The organism is Candidatus Solirubrobacter pratensis, from assembly GCF_000425945.1.
In the GTDB taxonomy this organism is placed as follows: domain Bacteria; phylum Actinomycetota; class Thermoleophilia; order Solirubrobacterales; family Solirubrobacteraceae; genus Solirubrobacter; species Solirubrobacter pratensis.
This window is the reverse complement of sequence record NZ_AUEK01000003.1, coordinates 691368-715117: the sequence shown is the minus strand read 5'-3', so window position 1 is coordinate 715117 and position 23750 is coordinate 691368. Positions and strand designations below refer to the sequence as shown.

General features: G+C 73.2%; 25 protein-coding genes and 1 pseudogene. 10 read left to right on the top strand and 16 right to left on the bottom strand.

Annotation, left to right across the window (positions count from 1 at the left end):
• Positions 1-13 precede the first annotated feature (13 nt).
• Positions 14-463: a CBS domain-containing protein gene (locus H958_RS34765; RefSeq protein ID WP_051323764.1), complete on the top strand. Its 450-nt coding sequence runs from the start codon at positions 14-16 to the stop codon at positions 461-463.
• Here H958_RS34765 and H958_RS34760 read toward each other — a convergent pair whose 3' ends face one another.
• Complete coding sequence (locus H958_RS34760; RefSeq protein WP_037408883.1) at positions 464-1246, bottom strand: glutamine amidotransferase-related protein; 783 nt, start codon at positions 1244-1246, stop codon at positions 464-466.
• A gap of 70 nt (positions 1247-1316) precedes the next feature.
• On the opposite strand from H958_RS34760, the gene H958_RS0103685 reads away from it, so the two are divergent.
• Genes H958_RS0103685 through H958_RS0103675 form a run of 3 tightly spaced genes read left to right on the top strand, consistent with a single transcriptional unit; the run spans position 1317 to position 3669 of the window.
• Positions 1317-2183: a LysR family transcriptional regulator gene (locus tag H958_RS0103685; protein ID WP_051323763.1), complete on the top strand. Its 867-nt coding sequence runs from the start codon at positions 1317-1319 to the stop codon at positions 2181-2183.
• A gap of 54 nt (positions 2184-2237) precedes the next feature.
• Positions 2238-3392, top strand: a complete 1155-nt coding sequence (locus H958_RS34755) for a lysylphosphatidylglycerol synthase transmembrane domain-containing protein (protein WP_051323762.1) — start codon at positions 2238-2240, stop codon at positions 3390-3392.
• A 10-nt stretch (positions 3393-3402) separates the two neighbouring features.
• Positions 3403-3669 (top strand): hypothetical protein, encoded by a 267-nt coding sequence (locus H958_RS0103675; protein WP_028057664.1) that lies wholly within the window; start codon positions 3403-3405, stop codon positions 3667-3669.
• Between the two features lie 105 nt (positions 3670-3774).
• On the opposite strand, the gene H958_RS34750 is transcribed toward H958_RS0103675, so the two are convergent.
• The 4 genes from H958_RS34750 to H958_RS0103660 are packed head-to-tail and all read right to left on the bottom strand — an operon-like array spanning position 3775 to position 7207.
• Positions 3775-4587 carry a DNA-3-methyladenine glycosylase family protein gene (locus H958_RS34750; protein WP_051323761.1) on the bottom strand — a complete coding sequence of 271 codons (813 nt, stop codon included), beginning with the start codon at positions 4585-4587 and terminating at the stop codon, positions 3775-3777.
• Positions 4584-5588, bottom strand: coding sequence for a lysylphosphatidylglycerol synthase transmembrane domain-containing protein (locus H958_RS34745; protein ID WP_051323760.1), 1005 nt, complete (start codon positions 5586-5588; stop codon positions 4584-4586). The genes H958_RS34750 and H958_RS34745 overlap by 4 nt, the downstream gene beginning before the upstream one ends.
• Positions 5589-5604: 16 nt before the next feature.
• Entirely contained in the window at positions 5605-6729 is a 1125-nt protein-coding gene (locus tag H958_RS34740) for an MFS transporter (protein WP_156027658.1), read from the bottom strand.
• A 19-nt stretch (positions 6730-6748) separates the two neighbouring features.
• A complete protein-coding gene (locus H958_RS0103660) occupies positions 6749-7207 on the bottom strand; it encodes an Lrp/AsnC family transcriptional regulator (RefSeq protein ID WP_037408882.1) in 459 nt (152 codons plus the stop codon).
• Here H958_RS0103660 and H958_RS48945 point away from each other — a divergent pair.
• Entirely contained in the window at positions 7186-8196 is a 1011-nt protein-coding gene (locus tag H958_RS48945) for an EamA family transporter (RefSeq protein ID WP_156027657.1), read from the top strand. The genes H958_RS0103660 and H958_RS48945 overlap by 22 nt on opposite strands.
• Here H958_RS48945 and pepT read toward each other — a convergent pair.
• The 6 genes and pseudogenes from pepT to H958_RS0103615 all read right to left on the bottom strand — a co-directional run.
• A pseudogene (gene pepT, locus H958_RS0103640) lies at positions 8153-9322 on the bottom strand (peptidase T); the annotation flags it as partial. The gene H958_RS48945 and the pseudogene pepT sit on opposite strands and share 44 nt — an antisense overlap.
• A gap of 89 nt (positions 9323-9411) precedes the next feature.
• A complete protein-coding gene (locus H958_RS0103635) occupies positions 9412-10077 on the bottom strand; it encodes an alpha/beta fold hydrolase (RefSeq protein ID WP_028057661.1) in 666 nt (221 codons plus the stop codon).
• Positions 10078-10189: 112 nt separating this feature from the next.
• Complete coding sequence (gene bcp, locus H958_RS0103630) at positions 10190-10660, bottom strand: thioredoxin-dependent thiol peroxidase (RefSeq protein WP_028057660.1); 471 nt, start codon at positions 10658-10660, stop codon at positions 10190-10192.
• Positions 10661-10670: 10 nt separating this feature from the next.
• Positions 10671-12881 carry a catalase/peroxidase HPI gene (katG, locus tag H958_RS0103625; protein ID WP_028057659.1) on the bottom strand — a complete coding sequence of 737 codons (2211 nt, stop codon included), beginning with the start codon at positions 12879-12881 and terminating at the stop codon, positions 10671-10673.
• Positions 12871-13287, bottom strand: a complete 417-nt coding sequence (locus H958_RS0103620) for a Fur family transcriptional regulator (RefSeq protein ID WP_196807184.1) — start codon at positions 13285-13287, stop codon at positions 12871-12873. The genes katG and H958_RS0103620 overlap by 11 nt, the downstream gene beginning before the upstream one ends.
• A gap of 63 nt (positions 13288-13350) precedes the next feature.
• Positions 13351-14208: a DNA-formamidopyrimidine glycosylase family protein gene (locus tag H958_RS0103615; protein ID WP_028057657.1), complete on the bottom strand. Its 858-nt coding sequence runs from the start codon at positions 14206-14208 to the stop codon at positions 13351-13353.
• Between the two features lie 28 nt (positions 14209-14236).
• Between H958_RS0103615 and H958_RS0103610 the strand changes: the two genes are divergently transcribed.
• Positions 14237-15367, top strand: coding sequence for a M20/M25/M40 family metallo-hydrolase (locus H958_RS0103610; RefSeq protein ID WP_037409192.1), 1131 nt, complete (start codon positions 14237-14239; stop codon positions 15365-15367).
• Here the strand turns inward: H958_RS0103610 and H958_RS42695 are convergent.
• The 3 genes from H958_RS42695 to H958_RS0103595 all read right to left on the bottom strand — a co-directional run bounded on the left by H958_RS42695 (position 15364) and on the right by H958_RS0103595 (position 17628).
• Entirely contained in the window at positions 15364-15834 is a 471-nt protein-coding gene (locus H958_RS42695; protein WP_051323758.1) for a SixA phosphatase family protein, read from the bottom strand. The two genes, H958_RS0103610 and H958_RS42695, sit on opposite strands and share 4 nt — an antisense overlap.
• A gap of 12 nt (positions 15835-15846) precedes the next feature.
• The gene (locus H958_RS0103600; protein ID WP_156027656.1) at positions 15847-16179 is read right to left on the bottom strand and encodes a hypothetical protein; all 333 of its coding nucleotides are present in this window, start codon (positions 16177-16179) and stop codon (positions 15847-15849) included.
• A 66-nt stretch (positions 16180-16245) separates the two neighbouring features.
• Positions 16246-17628, bottom strand: a complete 1383-nt coding sequence (locus tag H958_RS0103595) for a cellulase family glycosylhydrolase (protein ID WP_028057654.1) — start codon at positions 17626-17628, stop codon at positions 16246-16248.
• Between the two features lie 103 nt (positions 17629-17731).
• Between H958_RS0103595 and H958_RS34730 the strand changes: the two genes are divergently transcribed.
• Positions 17732-18769 (top strand): phosphotransferase family protein, encoded by a 1038-nt coding sequence (locus H958_RS34730; protein ID WP_231379161.1) that lies wholly within the window; start codon positions 17732-17734, stop codon positions 18767-18769.
• Between the two features lie 618 nt (positions 18770-19387).
• Positions 19388-19585 carry a sigma factor gene (locus H958_RS47290; RefSeq protein ID WP_028057653.1) on the top strand — a complete coding sequence of 66 codons (198 nt, stop codon included), beginning with the start codon at positions 19388-19390 and terminating at the stop codon, positions 19583-19585.
• On the opposite strand, the gene H958_RS0103580 is transcribed toward H958_RS47290, so the two are convergent.
• Entirely contained in the window at positions 19582-20454 is an 873-nt protein-coding gene (locus H958_RS0103580; protein WP_028057652.1) for a sigma-70 family RNA polymerase sigma factor, read from the bottom strand. The genes H958_RS47290 and H958_RS0103580 overlap by 4 nt on opposite strands.
• A 70-nt stretch (positions 20455-20524) precedes the next feature.
• On the opposite strand from H958_RS0103580, the gene H958_RS0103575 reads away from it, so the two are divergent.
• Together H958_RS0103575 and H958_RS0103570 are read left to right on the top strand one after the other, a co-directional pair.
• The gene (locus tag H958_RS0103575) at positions 20525-21931 is read left to right on the top strand and encodes an MFS transporter (protein ID WP_028057651.1); all 1407 of its coding nucleotides are present in this window, start codon (positions 20525-20527) and stop codon (positions 21929-21931) included.
• Complete coding sequence (locus H958_RS0103570) at positions 21928-22209, top strand: hypothetical protein (RefSeq protein ID WP_028057650.1); 282 nt, start codon at positions 21928-21930, stop codon at positions 22207-22209. Before H958_RS0103575 ends, H958_RS0103570 begins: the two co-directional genes overlap by 4 nt.
• Here the strand turns inward: H958_RS0103570 and H958_RS0103565 are convergent.
• Positions 22188-23693 carry an aldehyde dehydrogenase family protein gene (locus tag H958_RS0103565; protein ID WP_028057649.1) on the bottom strand — a complete coding sequence of 502 codons (1506 nt, stop codon included), beginning with the start codon at positions 23691-23693 and terminating at the stop codon, positions 22188-22190. The two genes, H958_RS0103570 and H958_RS0103565, sit on opposite strands and share 22 nt — an antisense overlap.
• Positions 23694-23750: the final 57 nt, after the last annotated feature.

The window sequence follows — 23750 nt, the reverse complement described above, 5'->3', positions numbered from 1 at the left end:
TAGACTCGCGGCCATGCTGGTTCGCGAGGTCATGACGGAGTCTGTGGTGGTCGCGGATCCGCAGTCCACGGTGCGGGAGATCGCGCGGTTGATGCGCGACCGCGGCGTCGGCTCGGTCGTGCTCGCCGACAAGGGCCGCCCCGTCGGCTTCATCACCGATCGCGACCTGGCGGTCTCCGTCGTCGCGGAGGGCCGCGACGGCGCGGACCGCGTGTCCGACCACGCGTCCACGCCCGTGATCACGGCCGACCCCGACATGGAGGTCGACGAAGGCGCCTACCTGATGATCCGCCAGGGCGTGCGCCGCTTGGTCGTCGTCGAGGCCGGCTTCCTCGTCGGCGTCGTCACGCTCGACGACCTCGCCTCGCGGCTGACCGACGAGGATCTCGCCGCGCGGCTGTCCGCGCGCATCACGCGCGCCGCGATGCCGGACTTCGGCACGCGCGCTCGCGCGGTGACCTAGCTAGACCGAGGCGGAGCCCACCCGCGCGGCCTGGGCCTCCTGGTGGCTCGCGCACGCGTCCGCGAAGGCGCGGATCACCGGGTGCGCTCGCGAGCCGTCGCCCGCCAGCTCAGGCTGGAAGAGCGTGCCGACGAAGAAGGGATGGCCGGGCAGCTCGAGCGCGCGCACCTCGCCCGCGTCATCGCGCGCGCTGAACACGACGCCGGCGTCGGTCAGGGCGCTCAGGTACGCCGCGTCGATCCCGTAGGAGCAGTGGTAGCGCTCGACGCTGCGGCCGGCGCCCATGATGCGCTGCATCCGCGAGCCGGGCGCGTACGTGATCGCGCCTTCGTGCCCGACGAGCGAGCACTCGAGCTCGACGATGACGGCCGAGCCTCGCCCTGCGGGCTCGTCCGGCTTCGAGTGCGGCCCGCGGGGCCTCACCCGGGAGTCGATCTCGGCGAGGCCGTATTCCGCGTGCACGGCGTCATCGATGCCGGCGAGGTCGCGCGCGAGCATCAGCACGGCGTGCTGGAAGCCGCCGCAGGTGCCGAGGAACGGGACCCCGCGCTCGCGCGCCGTGCGTGCAGCGGCGATCGCGCCTTCGGCGCTGCGGTACGGGCTGCCGGGAACGACCCAGATGCCGTCGAACCCGTCGAGCCCTGACTCCGCCTCCTCGGACGGGACCCAGTAGGGGTCGAGCACGACGCCGTCGCGGCGGCGCAGAGCGTCGACGAGCTGGGGGATGCGGGCGTGGGCGCGGACGCTCGGCGAGCGGTCTCCGACGAGGGCGACGGTTGGCATGCCCCGCATCGTCGCTCGCCGCCGAGTTCACGTCCAACGATCGTTCGTGCTCTCTCCATCAGCGATACTGATGGATGTGGACCCCCGTTTCCTGCGCACGTTCGCCGCCGTCGCGCGGCTGCGGTCGTTCTCCGCCGCGGCGCGAGAGCTGGGCTACACGCAGTCGGCGGTCTCCCAGCACATCGCCGCCCTGGAGGCCGACCTCGGAACGGCGCTGCTGCATCGGCGGCCGGTCGCGCCGACCGAGGCGGGGACGCGGCTGCTCGAGCACGGCGGCGCGATCCTGCTGCGGCTCGATGCGGCGCGCGCCGACGTGATGCGGGTCGCGACGGGGCCGCCGACGCGCCTGGCCGTCGGCGCCACGCCGCTCTCGGCGCGCGTCGCTGCCCGCGCGGTCGCGGCGGCGCGCAACGCGCTGCCGCCGCTTGAGGCGAGCCTGCGCATCGGGACGCGCGAGGCGATCGCGACCGCCGTGGCGACCGGCGAGCTGGACGCCGGGATCGTGGACGGGATCGCCGCCGTCAACGACCCGCTGCGGCTGCCTGAGACAGGACTCCCGGCGGCTGAGGTGGCCGAGGAGGAGCTCGCGTTCGCGCTGCCCCCGGACCACCCGCTGCTGGGCCGCGGGAACCGCGTGCGCGGCGCTCGGCTCGAGGACCTCGTCGACGCGCGCTGGATCGACGCGCCCGCCGTCACCGCCCCGCTGGCCGATCTCGCGATGCTCGCGCGCGCCGACGGGTTCCGCGCGGCGCTCGTCTACGACGGCCAGGACGTCGCAGGATTGCTCGCGCTGGTAGAGGCCGGACAGGGACTAGCCCTGCTGCCCGAGAAGGTGGTGGCGACCGGCGTGCCGCTGGCCTCGCCGCGGCTCGTGCACCGCACGGAGCTGCTGCGCGGGGGTGGCGCGGCGGCGCTCGTCGGGATAACCGCACCCTAAAGCGGCATGCTGGCTCGTTAGAAGCCGAACGAATTTCTTACGAGACTCCCGGGCATGGCCGCCACCGCCATCGACCGCGACGAAACGCCCACGGGTCTCGCCCCGCTGAGAGTCGCCCACGGGGCCAAGGCTCCCGTGCCCGCGGACGCCGGCGTTCCCGCGATCGGCAGCCTGTCGCTGCGCAAGGTGGCGGTCCTGGCGGGAGCGAGCGCGCTGCTCGTGGTCGGTGCCGTGGTCCTCGCTCCGGCGATCGCGGACCTGCCGGACGTGTGGCAGCGACTGGCGCACGGCGACATGTCGTGGCTCGGCTTGGCGCTCGTGCTCGAGGCGCTGTCGTTCGTCGGCCACATCATCCTCTTCCGCGCCGTCTCGCTGGACGCGCGCGGCCGGATCGGCATGCGCGCGAGCACCGAGATCACGCTCGCGGGCCACATGGCGACGCGGCTGTTCGCGGCGGGCGGCGCCGGCGGCATCGCGCTGACCGCGTGGGCGATGCGCAAGGCCGGCATGGACCGGCGCGACGTCGCCGCGCGGATGACGACGTTCCTCGTCCTCCTCTACTTCGTCTACATGGCCGCGCTGGTCGTCGGTGGGCTCGGGCTGTGGTCGGGCGTCATCCCCGGCGGCGGCTCGTTCGCGATCACCGTCGTGCCGGCGATCTTCGGCGCCGTCGTCGTCGCGGTGGTCGCCTCGGCGCAGTTCGTGCGCCCGGGCGCCTCGCGGCTGCGGCGCTGGCTCTCGCCGGTCGGCGACGGCGTCCGCGAGGCGCGCCGCCTGGTCGGCTCCGGCAACCTCGGCCTCGTCGGCGCGATCGTCTGGTGGGGCTTCGACATCGCCGTGCTGTGGGCGTGCTTCCACGCCTTCGGCGAGTCCCCCGCGGTCGGGGTGCTGATCGTCGCCTACTTCGTCGGCACGCTCGCGAACCTGCTCCCGCTGCCCGGCGGCGTCGGCGGCGTGGACGGCGGCATGGTCGGCGCGCTCGTCGCCTTCGGAACCGATCCCGGACTCGCCATCGTCGCCGTGCTTGCGTACCGCTTCTTCGCCTTCTGGCTGCCGATCGGCCCGGGCGCGGTCGCCTTCGCGTCGCTGCGGCGCACGGTCGCGAAGTGGGAGCGCGAGGACGCGGGCGAGGTGCTGCCCGTCGCTCCCCCGCGGCCGCGGCAGGAGCCTCGCCGCCGCGCCGCGGAGCCCTGCTACTGCACCAAGTAGACTCGGCCCCATGGAAGGCTTCGGCGGATTCTTGAACGACCCTGAGTTCCAGCGCCGCATGCAGGAGATGGCGGAGCAGATGCAGTCGGCGCAGACGATCGCGTGGGCCGACAACGCGATCAAGCTGGCCGTCGACATGACGGTCGCGGCGATCAACCGCGTCAACATCCAGGGCACTACGGAGCAGCAGGCCCAGCAGATCCGCGCCGTGATGGCGACGGTCTTCCCCGAGGCCGTCACGCTGGTGCGCGAAGCGCGCCAGGGCATGGGCTCCTGAACGATTCACCTCTCGCGGTCCCGGCCTCGCCGGGTCCGCGGATGGGTCGGCGGCCGTGCACGCGCGCGATCATCCGCTCAGCCGGCCGTCCCGCGGCTGAGCCGGTCAGGCCAGCGTGCCCCAGAGGTGCAGGACCGCGTAGGCGCGATAGGGGCGCCAGCGCTCCGCCGGCACCCGCGGGTCCTGCGAGACGCCCAGGCGCGCGAGCGCGTGGCGGACGCCGAGGTCGGTCGGGAGGAACGCGTCCGGGTCGTGGACGGCGCGCATCGCGATGTAGGCCGCGGTCCAGGGCCCGATGCCCGGCAGCTCGAGCAGCCGCTCGGGCGCGACCGGGGTGCCGCCGGCGAGCGCGGAGGCGAGCGCGCGGATCGTGCGCCGGCGGGACGCCGGCATCGCGAGCACCGCGTCCGGGACGGCGGCGATCGCCGCGGGCGACGGGAAGACGTGGGTGACGCCGCCGCGCGGCTCGCGCAGCGGCTCCCCGGCCGCGGCGACGAGCCGCCCCGCGTGGGTCGCCGCGGCGGCGAGCGAGATCTGCTGGCCGAGCACGGCGCGGAAGCACAGCTCGGGGCCGTCGACCGTCCCCGGCACCCGCCGTCCCGGCTCGCGCCGGACGTGCGGTCCGAGCAGCGCGTCGGCGCCGAGGTGCGCGGCGATCGCGGGGGCGTCGGCGTCGAGGTCGAGCAGCGCGCCGACCTGCGCCAGCGCCTCCTGCTCGTCGCGCGGGTCGTCGAGCCGCAACGACACGCGCATGCCGTCGCGCTCGGGAGACAGCTCGGCGACGCCGAAGCCGCGGGCGAGCCGCAGGCTGCGGCGGTAGGCGCCATCGGCGACCTCCTCGACGCCGGGGATCACGCGCGCCGCGAGGTACGCGAGCAGCGCCGCGCCGGCGAACGGCGCCCGCGCAGCAAGGATCACGCCGGCTCGGGCTTCGCCGGCTCCGCGGCGGTCTCGGCCGCCTTGCCCGCCTCGCGCTCCGCCCGCCCGGCGGCGATGACCTCCTTGAACGAGCGGAAGCGGAAGATGAAGACCACGGCGGCGAGACCGATCGCGAAGGTCCATGCGGCGATCGCGATCTGCTGGCCGACGGAGTACGCCGCGACGGTCGCGCTCCCGCCGAACACCTTCACCAGCAGCGCCTGCGCGACGCCCGCGCCGCCCGGCGTGAACGGCACCAGCGCCGCGACGGCGTTCACCCCGAGCACGAGCAGCACGTTGCGCACCGACCCGCCCACGTTGAACGCCTCGAGCAGGAACCAGAACGCGGCGAAGCGGCAGAGCCAGCCGGCGAACTGGATCAGCCAGACCTCGCGGAAGTAGCGCCTGCGATCGGAGAGGATCGTCAGCCCCTGCCGCACGCGCGCCCAGAACGACCGCACGCGCGCCGACAGCAGCGCGAACCCCGCCAGCACGAGGATCCCGAGCACGGTGAGCAAGAACAGCGTGAAGCGCGGGTGCTGCGCGAAGAACGCGAGATCGAACGCCGGCAGCTTCGAGAAATCGGGCGGCTTCGGGAACACGCCCTGCGAGAACGCGAACGCCAGCACCGGCACGGCGATCGTGAGGTCGAAGCCGAACTCGACGAAGAACGCCGCGGCCGTTGCGGGGTAGCTCGAGGCCGGGATCGAGCTCTTGGTCAAGAACAGCCGGATCACGTCGCCGCTGCGCGCCGGGATGACCGAATTGAAGCCGTAGCCGGCGAAGTACGCGCCCCAGATGCGCTTGAACTCGAAGCGGGAGTCGGGATAGGCCGCACGCAGGATGTTGAACGACGCGCGCGAGCGCAGCGTGAGGTAGGCGAGGAACAGCAGCAGCGCGAAGAAGAGCGACGGCCACCGGACGGCGGCGAGGTTCGAGAAGAACGAGCCGACCGCGTCGAAGAACGAGGTGAAGGAGTCGCCGATGGACGCGAGCTGCATCACCCCTAGCGTGGCATCATCTCCGCCCTCGTCGCCGCAGCGGTGCCACGAACGCACCGGTCAGCGCGGCCATGACCGCCGCGCCGATGAAGCCGGCGCGCGGGTCGGCGTGGTAGAGCGGCAGCCACATGACCGGCGCCGCGGCGTTGCCCGCGAACTTGAACGCCGAGACGACCGACGTCCCGCCGGCGCGGTTGCCGGGCACCGCCTCGACGGCCAGCGTGTTGATGCCGGCCCACACGAGCGCCGAGCCGAGCCCGGTCGCGAACCACAGGACCGCGAGCGCGCCGGCGCTCGGCGCGAAGCCCAGCGTCGCCACCAGCGCAGCGGAGACGGCGGCGCCCATGAGCACGATCGGGACGCGGCCGAAGCGGTCCACGGCGCCGCCCGCAGCGCGGCCCACGAGCATGCCCGCCACGCCGAACCCGGCCAGCAGCAGCCCGCGCTCGATCGAGGACAGCCCGAAGTCGTCGGCGGCGAGGACGGCGACCAGGAACCCGACGCCGGTCACCCCCGCATAGGCCGCGAACGCCGCCGCGCTCAACAGCCCGACGCGCGGGGTGACGACCGAGCGCAGACGCGGCACCTCGTCGCGCGGCACGCCGTCGGCCGGCGGCAGCAGCGCCAGCCCACCCGCGACGGCCGCCGGCACGAGGAACGCGAGCCGCCAGTCCAGCGCCCCGAGCAGGCCGCCGACCAGCGGCGCCAGCGCGACGGCCGCCGTCTGCACCGCCGCGAACGTCCCGACCGCGCGGCCGATCTGCCGCGGAGGCACCTCATCCGCCAGCCCCGCCAGCAGCAGCGGGGTCAGGAACGCGTTCGCGACGCCCTGCAGCGCGCGCGAGACGAGGAACGCGCCGATCCCCGGAGCCAGCGCCGCCGCGACGCAGAACAGCGCGTAGAACAGGTAGCCGGTCCGGACCACGCGCCGCCGGCCCAGCCGCTCCCCGACCGTCCCTGACACGAGCTGGAGCGCCGCGAACGGGATCAGGTAGGCCGGGATCGATGCGGCGACGGCGCCGGTCGTGGCATCGAACGCCTCGCGCAGCTGCGGCACGAGCACCGCGACCATGCCGCCGCCGAACGGCCCGAGGAAGCCGCCGACGTAAAGGGGGAGCGACCCGTGACCGCGAGCGCGCACGGCGACGCACACTAGGCGCTCAAGCGCCCAGTTCGACGCCCCGCCCGGGAACAGGTGACGACTGGATGATCGAGGTCGTCGTCTGCCCGTAGGGCGTGAAGCGGTCGATCACCTCCTCGAGGTGCTCGACCGAGCGGATGTGGACCTTCATGTAGAAGCAGTCCTCGCCGGTCACGCGGTGGCACTCGACGACCTCGGGCGTCGCGCGCGCGATGTCGGCGACCGTGGAGATCTGGCGCGGCGCGGGGCGCATGCGCACGACGGCGGCGAGCGCGTAGCCGAGCGCGTGCGGGTCGACCCCGGCGCGGTAGCCGGTGATCACGCCGTCGCGCTCGAGCCTCGCGAGCCGCTCGCCGACCGCGGGCGGCGAGAGCTGGACGCGGCGCCCGAGCTCCGCCTGGCTGAGGCGCGCCTCCTCCTGCAGCTCGGCGAGCAGTCGAAGGTCGGTCGCGTCCAATGGCTTCGAATCGATCGCCATGCACGCAGACTACCTTCGATCGCCCATGGTCTTCCGCGTCCGTACCGACGATCCTGTCCGGCGTGACCAAGCGCCTGCCACCGCACGCCTACTTCGTCGTCAGCGCGCTGTTCCACTACCTCGGCCCGGCGTTCGCGGTGCTGCTGTTCGCCCGCGTCGAGCCGCTCGGCGTCGCGTGGCTGCGGATCGCCGCCGCGGCGCTGATCTTCGCCGCCTGGCGGCGGCCGTGGCGCGCGCTCGCCAACCGCACCGTGCTCGCCTGGGGCGCCGTGCTGGCGGCGATGAACTGCTGCTTCTACGAGGCGATCGACCGGCTCCCGCTCGCGACCGTCGCCGCGATCGAGTTCCTGCCGGTGATCCTGCTCGCCGCGCTGGGCGCGCGCACCCGCCGCAATGCGTCCGCGCTCGCGCTCGCCGTTGGAGGCGTCTACCTGCTCACGGGCGTCCAGCTCGGGGGCGAGCCGCTCGGCGTCGCGCTCGCGTTCGCCAACGCGGCCCTGTTCGCGGCCTACATCGTGCTCGCCCACAAGGCCTCGCGCGAGGCCGGCATCGACGCGCTGGGCGCGGCCATGCTGGTCGCCGCGGCGCTGGTCACGCCGTTCGCCGGCTGGGCCGCCGCGCCGGCATTCGCCGACCCGGTCGCGCTCGCCGCCGGCGTCGGCGTGGGCGTCTCCTCCTCGGTGATCCCGTACGTCGCCGACCAGCTCGCGATGGCGCGCCTGCCGCGCGCGACCTACGCCCTGATGGTCTCGCTGCTGCCGGCCACCGCGACGGTGGTCGGGCTCGTCGTGCTGACCCAGATCCCGACGGCGACCGACCTGACCGGCATCGCGCTCGTCATCGCGGGAGTGGCGCTGCACCGAGAGCCGCGGCCCGGAACTCCGCCTGGGTCCACACCTCCGCCAGCCGCACCACCGTCGCCGCCGCTGCGGCCATCTCCGGCAGCGACGCCCACTCGCGCGGCGAGTGGTAGTCGTGCCCGCCTGTGAACAGGTTCGGCGTCGGGAGCCCCATCGCGCTCAGCTGCGCGCCGTCGGTCCCGCCGCGGATCGGCTTGCGCACCGGCTCGATGCCCTCCGCGCGGAGCGCCCGCTCGGCCGCTGTGACGACGTGCGGGAAGCGCTCGATGAAGCGGCGCATGTTCGGGTACTGCGGCTCGACCCCGACGGCGACGCGGGCGCCCGGCGCGGCCGCGACGACCTCCTCGGCGGTGCGCCGCAGCAGCTCGGCGTGGGCGTGCAGCTTGTCGTCGTCGAAGTCGCGCACGATCGCGCGGATCACGCTGCGGCCCGCCGAGCCCGCGAGCTCGTAGACGTGGATGAAGCCCTCGCGGCCGCGCGTGCGCTCGGGCGTCAGGTCCGCGGGGAGCCGGGCGACGATCTCGCCCGCGAGCCGCGTCGCGTTGACGAGCGTGCCGTACGCCCAGCCCGGGTGCGCGTCGACGCCGTCGATCGTGACGGTGACCTCGGCGGCGCTGAACGTCTCGTCCTGCAGCTCGCCGAGGCTGGACCCGTCGAGCGTGTACGCGCCGGCCGCGCCGAAGCGCTCGACGTCGAACAGCGCCGGCCCCTGCCCGATCTCCTCGTCCGGCGTGAAGCAGATCCGCAGCGTCGGCCGCGGGAGCCCGGGGTGGCCGGCGAGGTAGGCGACGGCCGCCATGATCTCGGCGACGCCGGCCTTGTCGTCGGCGCCGAGGAGGGTGTCGCCGCTCGAGGTCACGATGTCGTGCCCCGCCGCGGACGGGTGCGGGCCGACGCGCGTGCCGCCGCGCGGGAGCTCGATCACGCCGCCGTCGTAGCCGCGGTGCACGATCGGCTCGACGCCGGCGCCGGGCGCGTCCGGGCTCGTGTCGACGTGCGCGATCAGGCCGATCGCCGGCGCGTCCTCGACGGTCGCCGGCAGCGTCGCGACGACGTAGCCGTTCTCGTCGAGCGCGGCATCGGCGAGCCCGATCGCGCGCAGCTCGTCGGCGAGCATGCGGCCGAGGTCGAGCTGGCCGCGCGTGCTGGGACTCTGCGTCCGGTCGCGCGCGGACTGCGTGTCGACCCGGACGTAGCGCAGGAAGCGCTCGAGCAGGTCCGGGGCGAGCTGTTCGGCGAGCGGCGACGTGAACATTCCCCGACCGTAGCGAGCCGCCCGCTCCCGTGGACCTGCAGCTCGCGGCCCGGCCGGCCCTTGAGCCCGCGGACGAACTCGACGCTCCTTCAAGGGCACAGCCGCCGGGCCAGCTCGGACGGCTGCGAGAGCATCGGCGAGTGGGCGCTCGCGAGGACCTGCCGCGTGAACGGGGCGCGCTGCTGATAGCCGGGCGAGACCATCCGGTCCTGCGCGCACACGAGGTACTCGGTGGGGAGGTCCGGCCACGGCGCGCGCGCCTTCTCGACGTGCGGCTTGTTGGCCTGCGGGCGCAGGCGCACGAAGGCGGCGGCGGCGACCTGGGGCTCCACGTCGGTGTACAGCGTGTCGATCGCGGCGCTCGCGTCCGTCCACTCGAGCCGCTTGTTCTCGTCGATCCGGCGGCCCTCGTTGCGGCCGATCAGGATGTCGCGGTCGGCCCGCAGCTGGTCGACGAGGCTCAGGCCCTGCTTCGGCAGCAGGGCGGCGATCAGCACGATGCGCGCGATCGGCCGGCGCTCCGCGATCAGCGGCACCGTGAGCCCCCCGAGCGAGTGCGCGACCAGCACGACATCGTCGGCGTCCCCGAGCGCCTCGTCGACGATCCGCGCGTACTCGTCCAGGCCCGCGTCCTCGTCGTCGCACGGCAACTCGACCGCCACGGGGTGGTGCCCGCGGACCTCGAGCGCCGGCACGAGCTGCTCCCATGACCAGGCGCCGTGCCACGCCCCGTGGATGAGACCGAAGACGCTCATGCGTGAAGCATGCCGACATGGCAAGCGGGAGAGGCTGAAGGGGGCTGCACAGCGCCTCGGCGGCGCTGTGCAGCCGCCATCACGGCGGCGTCAGCGGGAGCTGCGAGGCAGCCTACGCCGCGGCGAGCTCCTTGAGCGCCTCGAGCACGACGTCGTCGTGCGTCTTGGGCGAGACCTTCGGGAACGCGCGCGCGATCTTGCCGTCGCCGTCGATGATGAAGGTCGCGCGCAGGTTGCCCCAGTACGTGCGGCCGTACATCGACTTCTCCGCCCACACGCCGTACTGCTCGGCCACCGCGTGATCGGCGTCGGCGAGCAGCGTGAAGTTCAGGCCCTGCTTGTCCCAGAACTTCTTGACGTCCTTGACCGAGTCGGGCGAGACGCCGAGCACCGTCACGCCGGCGTCCGCGTAGTCGTTGTGGTGGTCGCGGATCCCGCACGCCTGCGTGGTGCATCCGGGCGTGTCGGCCTTCGGGTAGAAGTACAGCACGACGGTCGTCCCTCTCAGCTCGGAGAGCGTCACGTCGTTGCCGTCCTGGTCGGGGAGCGTGAAGTCCGGAGCCTGCGTGCCTGCTTCGATCATGTGGTCGAGGCTACTTCAGGTCGAACCGGTCGAGGTTCATCACCTTCACCCACGCCGCGGCGAAGTCGTGCACGAACTTCTCGCGCGCGTCATCGCCGGCGTAGACCTCCGCGAGCGCGCGCAGCTCGGAGTTCGAGCCGAAGACAAGGTCGGCGCGGCTGCCGGTCCATCTGAGCTCGCCGGTGGCGACGTCGCGGCCCTCGTACTGGCCGTCGGGCGTCGCCGTCCACTTGGTGCCGAGGTCGAGCAGGTTCACGAAGAAGTCGTTGGTCAGCGACCCGGGCCTCGAGGTGAACACGCCCAGCGGGGACTGCTTGTGGTTCGCGCCTAGGACGCGCAGGCCGCCCACGAGGACGGTCATCTCCGGCGCGCTCAGGGTCAGGAGGTTCGCGCGATCGAGCAGGAGATACTCGGCCGGCAGCCGGTGACCCTCCCGGAGGTAGTTGCGGAACCCGTCCGCGGTCGGCTCGAGCGCGGCGAAGGACTCCGCGTCGGTCTGCTCCTGCGATGCGTCCGTGCGCCCCGGCGTGAAGGGAACCTCGACGTCCACGCCGCCGTCCTTGGCGGCCTGCTCGACGGCGGCGCAGCCGGCGAGCACGATCAGGTCGGCAAGCGAGACCGGCTTGTCGAAGGCCGCTCGGATCCCCTCCAGCGTGCGCAGCACGGTCGCCAGCTCGGCAGGGTCGTTGACCTCCCAGCCGTTCTGCGGCTCCAGGCGGATGCGCGCCCCGTTGGCGCCGCCGCGCTTGTCGCTGCCGCGGAACGTCGACGCCGAGGCCCAGGCGGTGGCGACCAGCCGGGAGACGGGCAGCCCTGACTCGAGGATCCGACGCTTGAGGGCGGCGATGTCCTGCGCCCCGATGAGCTCGTGCGTCACGTCGGGGAGCGGGTCCTGCCACAGCAGCGTCTCGCTGGGGACCTCCGGCCCGAGGTAGCGCGCGGCCGGCCCCATGTCGCGGTGCGTCAGCTTGAACCACGCCCGGGCGAACGCGTCGGCGAGCTCGTCCGGGTGCTCGAGGAAGCGCCGCGAGATCGGCCCGTAGACCGGGTCCATCCGCAGCGCGAGGTCCGTCGTCAGCATCATCGGCGTACGCGTGTCCGAGGCGTCGATCGGCCCGGGCACGGTGCCCGCCGCGGCGCCGCCCTTCGGCTGCCACTGGTGGGCTCCGGCAGGGCTCTTGGTCAGCTCCCACTCGTGGCCGAACAGGTTCTCGAGGAAGCTGTTGCTCCACCTCGTCGGCGTGGCCGTCCAGACGACCTCGATCCCGCTGGTGATCGTGTCCGCGCCGTTCCCGCTGCCGTAGCTGTTGATCCAGCCGAGGCCCTGCGCCTCGAGCGGGGCACCCTCGGGCTCGCGGCCGACATACCGATCCGGGTCGGCCGCGCCGTGGGTCTTGCCGAACGTGTGGCCACCGGCGATCAGCGCGACCGTCTCCTCGTCGTTCATCGCCATGCGGCGGAACGTCTCGCGGATGTCCGTGGCCGCGGCGAGCGGGTCCGGGTTGCCGTTCGGCCCCTCCGGGTTGACGTAGATGAGGCCCATCTGCACGGCGCCCAAGGGCTCCTCGAGCTGCCGGTCGCCGGTGTAGCGCTCGTCGCCCAGCCAGGTGGTCTCGGGGCCCCAGTAGACGTCCTCGTCGGGCTCCCAGACGTCCTCGCGGCCGCCGGCGAAGCCGAAGGTCTTGAAGCCCATCGACTCCAGGGCGACGTTGCCGGCGAGGACCATCAGGTCCGCCCAGGAGAGCTTCTGGCCGTACTTCTGCTTGACCGGCCACAGCAGCCGGCGAGCCTTGTCCAGGTTCCCGTTGTCCGGCCAGCTGTTGAGCGGCGCGAAGCGCTGCTGGCCGGCCCCCGCGCCACCGCGGCCGTCGCTGATGCGGTACGTGCCGGCGCTGTGCCACGCCATCCGGATGATGAACGGGCCGTAATGGCCGTAGTCGGCAGGCCACCAGTCCTGCGAGGTCGTCAACACGTCCTCGATGTCGCGCTTGACCTCGGCGAGGTCGAGGGTGTTGAACGCCTCGGCGTAGTTGAATTCCTCGCCGAGCGGGTTGGCCACGGCCGGGTTCTTGGCGAGGATCTTCAGGTTGAGCCGGTCCGGCCACCAGCCCCGGTTCCCGCCGCCCTGGGTCGGGTGCGCGGCGCGCTCGTGCGCTACCGGGCAGCCGTTCCCGGTCGGCTCGTTCATCTCTCCTACGACGGCGTCGGGGCTATCGGACACGGGTGGTGACCCTTTCGGTTGAGCAGTCGGGACAAAGGCCCCGGTAGACGACATCGGCTTCGTCGATCGCGAAGCCGTGGTCGTCGGCCGGGGTCAAGCAGGGAGCGGTGCCGGCGGCGCAGTCGACGTCGGCGATCGCGCCGCACGCTCGGCACACGACGTGGTGATGGTTGTCGCCGACCCGCGACTCGTAGCGCGCCACGGAGTCCGGCGGATGGATGCGCCGCACCAGGCCCGCGTCGGTCAGTGCATGCAGCACGTCGTAGACGGTCTGCTGGGACACCTCGCCGAGCACCTGGCGGACGACCCCGAGGATCGACTGCGTGTCGGCGTGCGGATGGTCATGCACCGCGGCCAGCACCGCCACGCGCGGACGCGTCACGCGCAAGAAGGCCCCGCGCAGCATGCGCTCGAGTTCAGTCACGGCGGGCACGCTGTCAGTGTGCCACAGATCTGGAATGACTCCAGATTATTTAAGGAGCCTTGAAAGCCGGCGGTCCTTGAGGATCCGGCCCTCGGTCTGGCAGTGGGGGCAGTACGTCATCACGTAGTCCTCGTAGAACACGGCCTCGAGGACGGTCTCGCACCGCGGGCACGGCTCGCCCTGGTGGGCGTGCACACGCGTCGGCTTCGGGAACTTCTCCGGGAGCGGCAGCCGGACCGTGTCCTCGTAGACGTCGAGCACGCGCTGGAGCTCGCCCGCCATCGCGTCGCGCAGCGCCTTCGCCTCGCGCTCGGTCAGGTCGTCGCCGCGCTTGAACGGCGAGAGCTTGGCCGCGTGGAGGATCTCGTCGACCCAGGTGCGCCCGATGCCGGCGATCACCTGCTGGTCGCGCAGCAGGGAGTGCAGCGGGCGCGGGGAGGCGAGCAGCTCGCCGAGCTCGGGCGGGTCCGGCCACGCCTCCGGACCGAGCGTGCGCAGGGAGTCCTCCTCCTCGAGCCCGTCGAGCGTCAGCAGCTTCACCCACGCCGCCTGCTTGGTGCCGAACTCGCGCAATCGCAGCTCGTGGTCGTCCGGCAATCGGATCAGCACGCGCGCCGTCTTGTCGCGCAGAGAGCCGCGCTTGGGCTGCAGCTGCAGCCGGCCCGCGGACATCAGGTGCGTGAGCAGCGTGAGCGGCCCGTGAGACGCGGTCGAGGCCTCGAGCAGGAGCAGCTTCCCGCGCCGGCGCACGTCGGTGAACGTAGCGCCGTCGAGCGCGCTCAGCGGCGGGTCGAACGTCTTGAGCACGTTGATGCCGGGCGTCATCGCGCTCTCGATCGCCTGCCCCGGGAGCGCCGCGGCCAGCCTGCGGGCGACGATCTCCATCTCCGGCAGCTCAGGCATCGACAAGACGTTAGCCTGCCGCCGCACCATGGACAGCTGGATCGCCGAGACCGCCGCAGAGATCGCCCATCGCCTCCCCCGCGAGCTGGAGGCGCTGGTCGGCGTATCCTCGCCGTCCGGCGACGCGGCGGGCGCGGAGGAGTGCATCGCCGTGTGCGCGCTGCTGCTCCCGGACGAGGCGGAGATCGAGCGCATCCCCTGCTCCTCGCCCGGGCACGCGCAGGACATGGTCGCGCGCCTACGCGGGACGGGGACTGCGCGCGTGCTGCTGCTCGGGCACGTCGACACGGTCGTGGCGCACGCGCAGCACAAGCCGCTCGCGCGCGTGGGCGAGCAGCTCGTCGGCTCCGGCTCGGTCGACATGAAGGGGGGCGACGTGATCGCGATCGCCGCCATGCGCGCGCTGGCGCGTCGCCCTGAGGCCTACGCCGAGCTGGCGCTGCTGCTGGTCAACGACGAGGAGTGGCGCACCCAGCCGTTCGCGCACGTCGAGCGCTTCGCAGGGTTCGACGCCTGCCTGTGCTTCGAGGCCGGCGAGCTGCGCGACGAGCACGAGGCGGTCGTCGTGCGCCGCAAGGCGGCGGGGACGATCCGCGTCGAGGGGCACGGCCGCGCCTCGCACTCCGGGTCGGCGCCGGACCGCGGCCGCAACGCCCTGCTCGCGCTCGCGGCCGCCGCGCAGGCGGTCGCGGCCGCGCACGACCCGCACGGCGAGGCGCACCTGACCGCGGTGCCGACCGTGCTGCGCTCCGGCAACGCGTTCAACGTCGTGCCCGGCGCGGGAGAGCTCTTCTGCGATCTGCGCGCCGACCACCTGGACGCGATCGAGGCGGTGCTCGAGCGGATCCCCGGCGAGGTCGGCGGCGTGCGGCTCGAGGCGGAGCTGACGCGGCGCTGGCCGGGGATGCACTCCCAGGACGCGACCGCGCCGCTGCTGGCGCGCGCGAGCGCGGCGCTCGGGCGCCCCGTCCTGCCGGCAGCGCGCGGCGGCGCCAGCGACGCGAGCCACTTCGCGGCCGGCATCCCGGTCACCGTCGACGGGCTCGGCCCGCGCGGCGGCAAGGCGCACAACCCGGAGGAGTTCGTGCTCGAGGCCTCACTGCTCCCGCGCACCGAGGTCGCGCTCGCGGTGATCCTCGCCGCGCTCGACGCGGGTTAGCCCGCGATCGCCTCGAGCTCGCGCGGGCGCAGCAGCACCAGCAGCTCGCCGCCCGCGCGCTCGGCGCGCAACCCGGCGACGCCGCCCTTCTTGAAGTCCAGGCGGCTGCCGGTGAAGTCGTGGACGACCTGCGAGAACGTCGGCTCGTGGCCGACGGCCAGGACCCGGTCGTCGGCGCCGTGCACCGAGAGCAACTCCAGCGCGTCCTCGCGGTCGAAGCGCCCGGCCAGCGACCGCGCGACCGACGGCTCGACGTTCAGCGACCGGCAGGCCAGCCGCGCGGTCTCGAGCGCGCGCAGCTTCGGGCTCGTGTAGCAGGCCGCGAACTCGAGCCCCAGCTTGGCCAGCGCGGCGCCGGCGAGCTCCGCCTGGGTGCGGCCGCGCGGCGTGAGCTCGCGCTCGTGATCCGGTTTCGAGTCGTGCGGCACGGCCTCGCCGTGCCGCAGCAGCCACAGCTGCGGCGCCATCGCCGCATGAGCTTACGCGGCGTGGATGATGTCCGCGGGCTCCTCGAACCGCCAGAAGCTCTTCGCGCGATCCGGATCCTCGACGGCGTGGCGACCCGTGCTCAGCTCCGGCGAGTCCTCCACCTGCCAGTTGGAGAACGCCGTCCGCAGCCCGAAGCCGTCGTGCCAGAGCTCGTGCAGCGGCAGCATGCGCCGGCCGCCGAAGGCGCCGTCGAGCCGCACCACGACCAGCTCGATCTCACCGCCGTCGAACGGGTACGTGTCCACGACGAGCCCGACCGGCACGCCGGCGCCGTCGCACACCTCCTGGCCCAGTAGGCTCCATCGTGTCCATCGCTTGCGCATCGTTCTCCGATCCTCGACAGGCAATGGATCGGATCGCCCCGGCGGCGGGAACACCGGGTCTGGACCCTAATAGGCGGGGATCGGCGGCCCCGTGTAGGTGGTGCCGCCGGGCGACGTCCAGCGCACGCGATAGCGCTGGCCCGCGTGATGCGGCGTGCTGAGCGCGTAGACGCCCGCGGCGGTCGTGTCGAGCGTCTTGAGCGTCCGCCACGCCTTGCCTTTGGGCTGGCGCAGGACCGTCACCTGCGTGCGCGCCCGCAGCGGCCGCACGAGGCCCCACAGGACGTCGGACGAGCCGTAGGTCTCGGCCGCGAGCGGGAGCCGGAAGCCCTGGTAGGCCGGCTTCTCCTTGCCCGTCGAGGTGATCAGCCCGCTCTCGAAGCCACCGTACTTGTAGCCCGACGTGCGCGGCGCGTCGTCGGTCAGCAGATACTGCGAGAACGAGGCCACCCGCGGGTTGACGTACGCGATGTGCTCGGAGATCGCCAGGTAGGCGGCCTGGCGCGAGAACGAGACGCCCGAGACCGTGTCCGGCGTGCTCTGGATGCCGAACTCCGTCAGGTGGATCGGCAGGCCCTTCGGCAGCGCACCGGCCTTGCCGGCCTTGTCGAGCGCGCTCACGAGCCGCGACAGCACCCCGATCGTGACGTCGTCCTTCGACGGCGGCTTGAAGCGGGGGCCCTGGCTGGTCGTGTACGCGTGCTGCGCGTAGCCGTCGGCGGCGAGCTTCCCGCACGACCGCGACTTCTTCCACGTCGAGCTCAGGCACAGCATCCCGCGCAGGAACGCGAGCGGCGCGACGATGTGCGCGTTGCCGCGCGGCGACGTCTCGCCGACGAGGATCGTGTCGTTCGCGTTGGCGGGCGTCGAGCGCAGCCCCGCGTAGGCGGCCTGGTAGAGCTTGCGGTAGAGCTTCGGCGACTCCGGCTTGCCCTTGACGAACTGCGGCATCAGGAACTGGGGCTGGTTGGGCTCGTTCCAGACCGACCAGGTCGACACGTCGGCGCCGTAGCGGCGCCCGACCGCGGTCGCGAACGCGCCGAACTCCTTCGGGTCCGGGTAGCTCAGCGTGTCCTTCTTGGCGCGCGTCGCCCACTTCGGCACCGGGCCGGTGAGCGTCAGCATCACGCTCACGCCTTTGGCCTTGGCGGCGGCGACCAGGGCGTCGAGGTTGCCCCACGTGCCGGAGGGATAGGCGTCGGGGTTGCTCGCGTCGAAGGCTGGTCTGGTCTTGCTCTGCGGGTCGGGCGCGTAGTCGCGCCAGTACACGAGCTGGCGGATGCTCGTGACGCCGAAGGAGGTGATCCGATCGAGCGTCTGGTTGCGCGTGGCGGCGGAGAGCAGCTCGCGCGGCGCTTCGAAGGTCGTGACCTGGCGGGAGGAGGCGCTGGCCGCGGCCGGCAGGACCAGGGCGGCGAGCAGTGGGAGCAGGAAAAGAAGTCGTCGCATAGATGGGGAGCGCGGAAGGCGCCTCAACAGGGATAGCCGGTCCGCATCAGTACAAACGCGTCGCGCCGCCGCAGGTTGCGGTGGGCGGTCTACGATCAGCGGCTTGACGGCGATCGTCGACACGCCCGAGGAGGCCGCCGCGCTCGAGCTGCCGCCGTTGCTCGTGCGGCGCCCGCTGGAGGCGTTCCTGGACGGCTGCGGGCTCGGGTCCGGCCCGGTCGAGGCGTCGCCGATCGGCGAAGGCCACTCGAACGTGACATACCTTGTCCGCCGTGACGGAGGCGAGTGGGTGCTGCGCCGCCCGCCGCGCCCGCCGCTGCCGCCGTCCGCGCACGACGTGCTGCGCGAGGCGTTCCTGCTGCGCGCCGTGCAGGACACCGCGGTGCGCGTCCCGCGCGTGCTCGCGACGTGCGACGACGAAGCGGTGATCGGCGCGCCGTTCTACGTGATGGAGCGCGTCGAGGGCGACGTGCTGACGACGGAGCTGCCGCCGGGAGCGGACCCCGCGCGGATCGGCGCGGAGCTGGTCGACGCGCTGATCGAGGTCCACGCCGCCGACTGGCGCGCGTGCGGGCTGGAGGGCTACGGCAAGCCCACGGGCTACCTCGAGCGCCAGCTGCGCCGCTTCGGCGGCCTGTGGGAGCACAACCGCACGCGGGCGCTGCCCGTGCTCGACCGCGTCACCGAGTGGCTCGGCGCGCACCGGCCGGAGTCGGTACCCGCGACGATCGTCCACGGCGACTACCGCCTCGGCAACACGATGTTCGCCGGCAACCGGCTGGCGGCGATCTTCGACTGGGAGCTGGCCACGATCGGCGACCCGCTGGCCGACGTCGGCTACCTCGTGGCGACGTGGGCGCAGCCGGACGATCCGGACGGGTCGATCGTCGGCCTCTCGCCGGTCACGCGACAGCCGGGGTTCCCGTCGCGCGCCGAGCTCGTCGCGCGTTACGAAGAGGGCTCGGGCCGCTCCATGTCGGATCTGCGCTGGTACACGACGCTGGCGCTGTGGAAGTCGGCGATCTTCCTCGAGGGCTCCTACAAGCGCCGGCTCGCGGGCACGACCGAGGACCCGTTCTTCGACAAGCTGGAGCACGGCGTGCCCGAGCTGGCCGAGCGCGCGTGGAGCACCGCGTGTTGACGGGATTGACACTTTTCCGGCACTGTCTGGACAGATGTCCGACTACACCCGCGCAGGCGTGAGTGGAAGGCTCTGTCCTACCTCCGGCAAGGACGTCGGAGTCTCGGACAAGGGGCAGGAGTGCCTATCTCTCACGGAATGGGACAGGTGGCGGTCCGCCGTGCAGCGGACCGTCTGGAGGCGACGGCGGCCCGGTCGGGATACCGGCGCCGCCGTCAACTCAGCCATCCGCCGGTCGTGTCGGCGTGCTGGGCGTCTACATCAGAGGGCTGCGCCGCCCCTGCCCAACGAGGCCACCACTCGCGTGACGGTCACACCCGAGGGCCGGGTTCGCGCGGCCCGCGGGTCCTGTCCTCGTGGGACCCGGGTCGCCGGTCGACCCGAGCCCCGCGTGCCAGGCGCGAACGCCGCCCCCGGTCGACGCGCCGACCCCCCACGCCCACGAGGCCACCCACGGGAGAAACGGCCACACCAGTAGGCAGCGATGATCGTTTCGCCGCGGCGGGCGAGGGGGTGCACGACGAAGCTTCGAACAGTTCGAAGGTTCGTAGGGCACCCCTTGCGCTCGTGGGCGGCGATGATCGTTCGTGCGCGATCAGGCCCAGCAATTGGTCGTTCGTGGCCGCGGTCGGCCTGGTTCCCGACGCGGCGGCGAGGCTGCCGCGTGCGCTGAGCCGGTACACGTCCGGCGCCACCCCGTTCGCGGCATGGCTGCTGCGCGTGGCGCGCAACGCCGCACTCGAGCACCGGGCGCGGCGGCGGCGGCGGCGCGAGCTGACCGACCAGGGCCGGGCACCGGCGCCGCTCGCCGCTTAGACCCCGAACGCCGCGAGCACCGCGGGATCCCGGTAGGCGTGGATGGCGGCGATCCGGTCGCCCTCGACGTCGAGGACCAGGAGCCGGTGGCCACGCAGGATCACCGCGGGACGCCCGTTGGCCCAGGTCTCGGACGGCGCGCCGCCCGGGTGCACGCCGGCGAAGAACGCGCGGATCGCCGAGGAGCCGTGGACCGACGGCTCGGGCGGCATCGTCAGCACCGCGTCCTCGCGCAGCAGCTCGACGAGCCCGTCGATGTCCGCGCTCTCCCACAGATCGACATAGCGGCGCAGCAGCTCGCGCTGCGTCGCGCCGGGCGCGACGGCGCGCTCCTCCGCCTCGATCGTCGCCCGCGCGCGCTGCAGCGCGCTGTTGACGGCGGTTCCGGTCGAGTCGAGCAGGTCGGCGACCTCGGCGCCGGTCCAGCCGAGCACGTCGCGCAGGATCAGCACGGCGCGCTGGCGGGCGGGCAGGCGCTGGATCGCGGTCAGAAAGGCGATCTCCATCCCTTCGCGCTGCGCGTAGTGCGCGGCCGGGTCGGCGTCGGGCACGCGATCGTCGGGATACGGGTCGACGGAGGGCTCGGGGCGCCGCGGACGCCGCTCGAGCTCGTCGATGCAGGCGTTCGTGGCGATCCGGTAGAGCCACGTCTTGACCGAGGCGCGGCGCTCGAAGCGCTCGAGCGAGCTCCAGGCGCGCAGGAGCGTCTCCTGCACGACGTCCTCGGCGTCGTGGATCGAGCCGAGCATGCGGTAGGCGTGGACGTCGAGCGCGCGGCGGTACGGCTCGACCAGCGAGCGGAACGCGCGCTCGTCGCCCGCCTGGGCGGCGGCGAGGAGCCCGCGTTCGTCGGCGGTGATCGGGGTCATCGGAGATTGGACGGCCGGCGCGGCCGGAATTCATCGGCGGATTCGCGGCGGCGCGGCGGTCTAACGGAGCATGACCCATGCACACGCCTCCCGCCGCTGGGTTCTCGGCCTGGCGGCGGTCGCCTCCTTCATGGTGGCGCTGGACACGCTCGTCGTGTCCACGGCGTTGACGACCATCCGGCTCGATCTCGGCGCGAGCGCCGAGCAGCTGGAGTGGACGGTCAACGCCTACAACCTCTCCTTCGCGGTGCTGTTGATGACGGCGTCCGCGCTCGGCGACCGCTATGGACGGCGCCGGGGATTCGCGTTCGGTTTGGTGGTCTTCTCGCTCGCCTCCGCGGCGTGCGCGCTGGCGCCCGGCGCCGGCACCTTGATCGCCGCGCGGGCGGTGCAGGGTGCGGGCGCCGCATTCGTGATGCCGCTCGCGCTGGCGCTGGTCGGCGCGGCGTTCCCGCCCGAGCGGCGCGGCGCCGCGATGGGCGCGCTGCAGGGCCTGACGGGCCTGTCGGTCGCGAGCGGGCCGGTGATCGGCGGCGCGATCGCGCAAGGCGTCGCCTGGCAGTGGATCTTCTGGATCAACGTCCCGATCGGACTGCTCGCGGTGCCGTTCGTGCTCGCGCGGGTCAAGGAGGGCTTCGGCAGCGAGCGCGCCCTCGACCTGCGCGGGCTCGGGCTCGTCACGGGCGCCGCGCTCGGCGTCGTGTGGGGGCTCGTGCGCGGCAATCAGGCGGGCTGGCAGAGCGCCGAGGTGGTCGCCTCGCTGGCGGCCGGGCTGGCGCTGCTCGTCGCCTTCGTCTGGTGGGAGGCGCGGTCGCGCACGCCGATGCTGCCGCTCGGTCTATTCCGCTCGCGCGCGTTCTCGGCCGGCAACGGCGGCATCTTCCTGACGTTCGCCGCCCTCTTCTCGGCCGTCTTCTTCCTCGCCCAGTTCCTCCAGACCTCGCTCGGCTACGGCCCCCTCGGCGCGGGGATGCGGCTGCTGCCGTGGACGGCGACGCTGTTCTTCGTCGCGCCGGTCGCGGGCGCGCTGGTCGACCGCTACGGCGAGCGCCCGTTCCTCGCCGGCGGCCTCGCGTTGCAGGCGCTCGGCCTGGCCTGGATCGCGCTCGTCGCGTCGCCCGGGATGTCGTACGTGGAGCTGGTCCCGGCGCTGATGCTGGCGGGATGCGGCGTCTCGATGGCGCTGCCGTCCGCGCAGAACGCCGCCGTCAACGCCGTCCCGGCCGGCTCGATCGGCAAGGCCGCGGGAGCCAACAGCACGCTGCGCGAGCTCGGCGGCGTGTTCGGGATCGCGATCGCGGTCGCGGTCTTCACCGGCGCGGGCGGCTACACGTCCGCGCAGGAGTTCAGCGACGGCTTCACCGCGGCGATGCTCGTCGCCGCCGGCCTCTCGCTGGCGGGCGCGCTCGCCGGCCTCATGCTCGGCGGCCGCCGTCTGTCGATCACGCAACCGCTGCCCGAAGGGAGCCCCTCATGACACTCGTCCGCTACACCGTCAAGCCCGGCCGCGAGGAGGAGAACGCGGAGCTGGTCCGCGCGGTCTACGCCGAGCTCTTCTCGCTCCAGCCGCCAGGCTTCCGCTACGCGACCTTCCAGGACGGGCGCGACTTCGTCCACGTCGCGTCCGGCGACTTCGCGCTCGGCTCGCTGGTGGCGTTCCGGCGCTTCCAGGAGGGCATCGCCGAGCGCTGCGAGGTGGCGCCTCGCGTGCTGCGCGACGCCGCGGTCGGCGCCTATGAGCCCCCGCGGCCGTAGAACAGCTTCACGCCGCGGTCCAGCAGCTTGGTCACCCGTGCGCTGTACGGGAAGTAGTGGATCTCGCGCTTGGGCGCGAAGCGCGTGACGAGCAGGGCCTGGGAGCGCGTGTACTTGCGGATGCCGCCGGCGCCGTGGCGGACTCCCAGGCCCGACTCCTTCCACCCGCCCATCGGCAGCTCGAGCGCGAGGTAGTTGAGCGCGGCGTCGTTGACGCAGACGGCACCCGCCTCGATCCGCGAGGCGATCGCCTCGCCGCGCGCGACGTCACGGGTGAAGACCGCCGCGCCGAGGCCGTATGGCGAGTCGTTGGCGAGCCGGACCGCCTCGTCGGCGTCGGCGACCTTCATCACCGGCAGCGTCGGGCCGAACGTCTCCTCGGTCATCGCGGCCATCGAGTGGTCGACGTCGGCGAGCACGGTCGGCTCGTAGAAGCGGCCCGCCCCGGGCCGCTCGCGGCCGCCGGTGAGCACGCGCGCGCCGGCGTCGCGCGCCTGCTGCACGTGGCGGGCGACGACGTCGAGCTGGGGCGGGAACGTCATCGCGCCCACGTCGATCGAGCCGGGGCCGGCCGGCGGCCCCTGGCGCAGCTTGGCGACCTTCGCGGCCACCTTGGCGACGAACTCGTCGTAGACGGGCGCCTCGACGTACGCGCGCTCGATCGAGATGCACGTCTGGCCGCCGTTCTGCATCGAGTAGTAGACGGCGGCGTTGGCGGCGCGCTCGACGTCGGCGTCGGCGAGCACGATCATCGGGTCCTTGCCGCCGAGCTCGAGCGAGACGGGCGTCAGGGTGCGAGCGGCGCGCTCCATCACCTTGCGCCCGGTGCGCGTCGAGCCCGTGAACATCACCATGTCGACCGCGTCGATCAGCGCCTCGCCGGTCGGCGGGCCGCCGATCGCCGTCTGGTAGAGCCCCTCGGGCAGCCCGCTCTCCAGCAGCCCGCGCTCGATCAGCAGCGACGTCAGCGGCGTCACCTCCGACGGCTTCACGACGACCGCGTTGCCCGCCGCGAGCGCCGGGATGGCGTCGCCGACCGAGTTCACGAGCGGATAGTTCCACGGCCCGATCACGCCGACCACGCCGACCGGCCGGTAGCGAACCACGAGCTTGCGGCCGAGCACGAACGGATTGCCGGTCCGGACCTTCTCGTCGGCCAGGTACTTGGGCGCCTTCCGGGCCCAGAACCCGAGTGCGTTCGCGCCGTAGGCCAGCTCGACGAGACGCGCGTCCTCGTCGGTCTTGCCCGTCTCGGACACGATCGTGGCCACGACCTCCTCGGCGTGCTCGATCAGCCACCTGCGGGCGCGCAGCAGCACGCGCGCCCGGCCCTGGTAGCCGAGCGCCTCCCACGCGGGCTGGACCGCGCGGGCGCGCTCGACCAGCGCGCCCACGTCGGCCGTGAGCGGAACCTCGCGCACGAGCTCGCCGGTCGCCGGGTTCTCGACCGCGATGGTCGCCTGTGCCTGCTCGACGGTGGCCATGGAGGGGAGCCTAGCCCGCCACCGCCTCCGCCACGACCGCCTCATCCGGCTTCAAGC

Coding starts and splice junctions, on each gene's coding strand:
- H958_RS0103575 (WP_028057651.1), top strand. CDS start 20,525: ATGACCCATGCACACGCCTCCCGCCGCTGGGTTCTCGGCCTGGCGGCG.
- H958_RS0103675 (WP_028057664.1), top strand. CDS start 3,403: ATGGAAGGCTTCGGCGGATTCTTGAACGACCCTGAGTTCCAGCGCCGC.
- H958_RS0103620 (WP_196807184.1), bottom strand. CDS start 13,287: ATGCTGCGCGGGGCCTTCTTGCGCGTGACGCGTCCGCGCGTGGCGGTG.
- H958_RS0103595 (WP_028057654.1), bottom strand. CDS start 17,628: ATGCGACGACTTCTTTTCCTGCTCCCACTGCTCGCCGCCCTGGTCCTG.
- H958_RS0103570 (WP_028057650.1), top strand. CDS start 21,928: ATGACACTCGTCCGCTACACCGTCAAGCCCGGCCGCGAGGAGGAGAAC.
- H958_RS0103660 (WP_037408882.1), bottom strand. CDS start 7,207: ATGGCGATCGATTCGAAGCCATTGGACGCGACCGACCTTCGACTGCTC.
- H958_RS48945 (WP_156027657.1), top strand. CDS start 7,186: ATGGCTTCGAATCGATCGCCATGCACGCAGACTACCTTCGATCGCCCA.
- H958_RS0103635 (WP_028057661.1), bottom strand. CDS start 10,077: ATGAGCGTCTTCGGTCTCATCCACGGGGCGTGGCACGGCGCCTGGTCA.
- H958_RS0103565 (WP_028057649.1), bottom strand. CDS start 23,693: ATGGCCACCGTCGAGCAGGCACAGGCGACCATCGCGGTCGAGAACCCG.
- H958_RS0103580 (WP_028057652.1), bottom strand. CDS start 20,454: ATGACCCCGATCACCGCCGACGAACGCGGGCTCCTCGCCGCCGCCCAG.
- H958_RS42695 (WP_051323758.1), bottom strand. CDS start 15,834: ATGGCGCCGCAGCTGTGGCTGCTGCGGCACGGCGAGGCCGTGCCGCAC.
- H958_RS0103600 (WP_156027656.1), bottom strand. CDS start 16,179: ATGCGCAAGCGATGGACACGATGGAGCCTACTGGGCCAGGAGGTGTGC.
- bcp (WP_028057660.1), bottom strand. CDS start 10,660: ATGATCGAAGCAGGCACGCAGGCTCCGGACTTCACGCTCCCCGACCAG.
- H958_RS34765 (WP_051323764.1), top strand. CDS start 14: ATGCTGGTTCGCGAGGTCATGACGGAGTCTGTGGTGGTCGCGGATCCG.
- H958_RS34745 (WP_051323760.1), bottom strand. CDS start 5,588: ATGCAGCTCGCGTCCATCGGCGACTCCTTCACCTCGTTCTTCGACGCG.
- H958_RS0103610 (WP_037409192.1), top strand. CDS start 14,237: ATGGACAGCTGGATCGCCGAGACCGCCGCAGAGATCGCCCATCGCCTC.
- H958_RS34755 (WP_051323762.1), top strand. CDS start 2,238: ATGGCCGCCACCGCCATCGACCGCGACGAAACGCCCACGGGTCTCGCC.
- H958_RS0103685 (WP_051323763.1), top strand. CDS start 1,317: ATGGATGTGGACCCCCGTTTCCTGCGCACGTTCGCCGCCGTCGCGCGG.
- H958_RS34760 (WP_037408883.1), bottom strand. CDS start 1,246: ATGCCAACCGTCGCCCTCGTCGGAGACCGCTCGCCGAGCGTCCGCGCC.
- H958_RS0103615 (WP_028057657.1), bottom strand. CDS start 14,208: ATGCCTGAGCTGCCGGAGATGGAGATCGTCGCCCGCAGGCTGGCCGCG.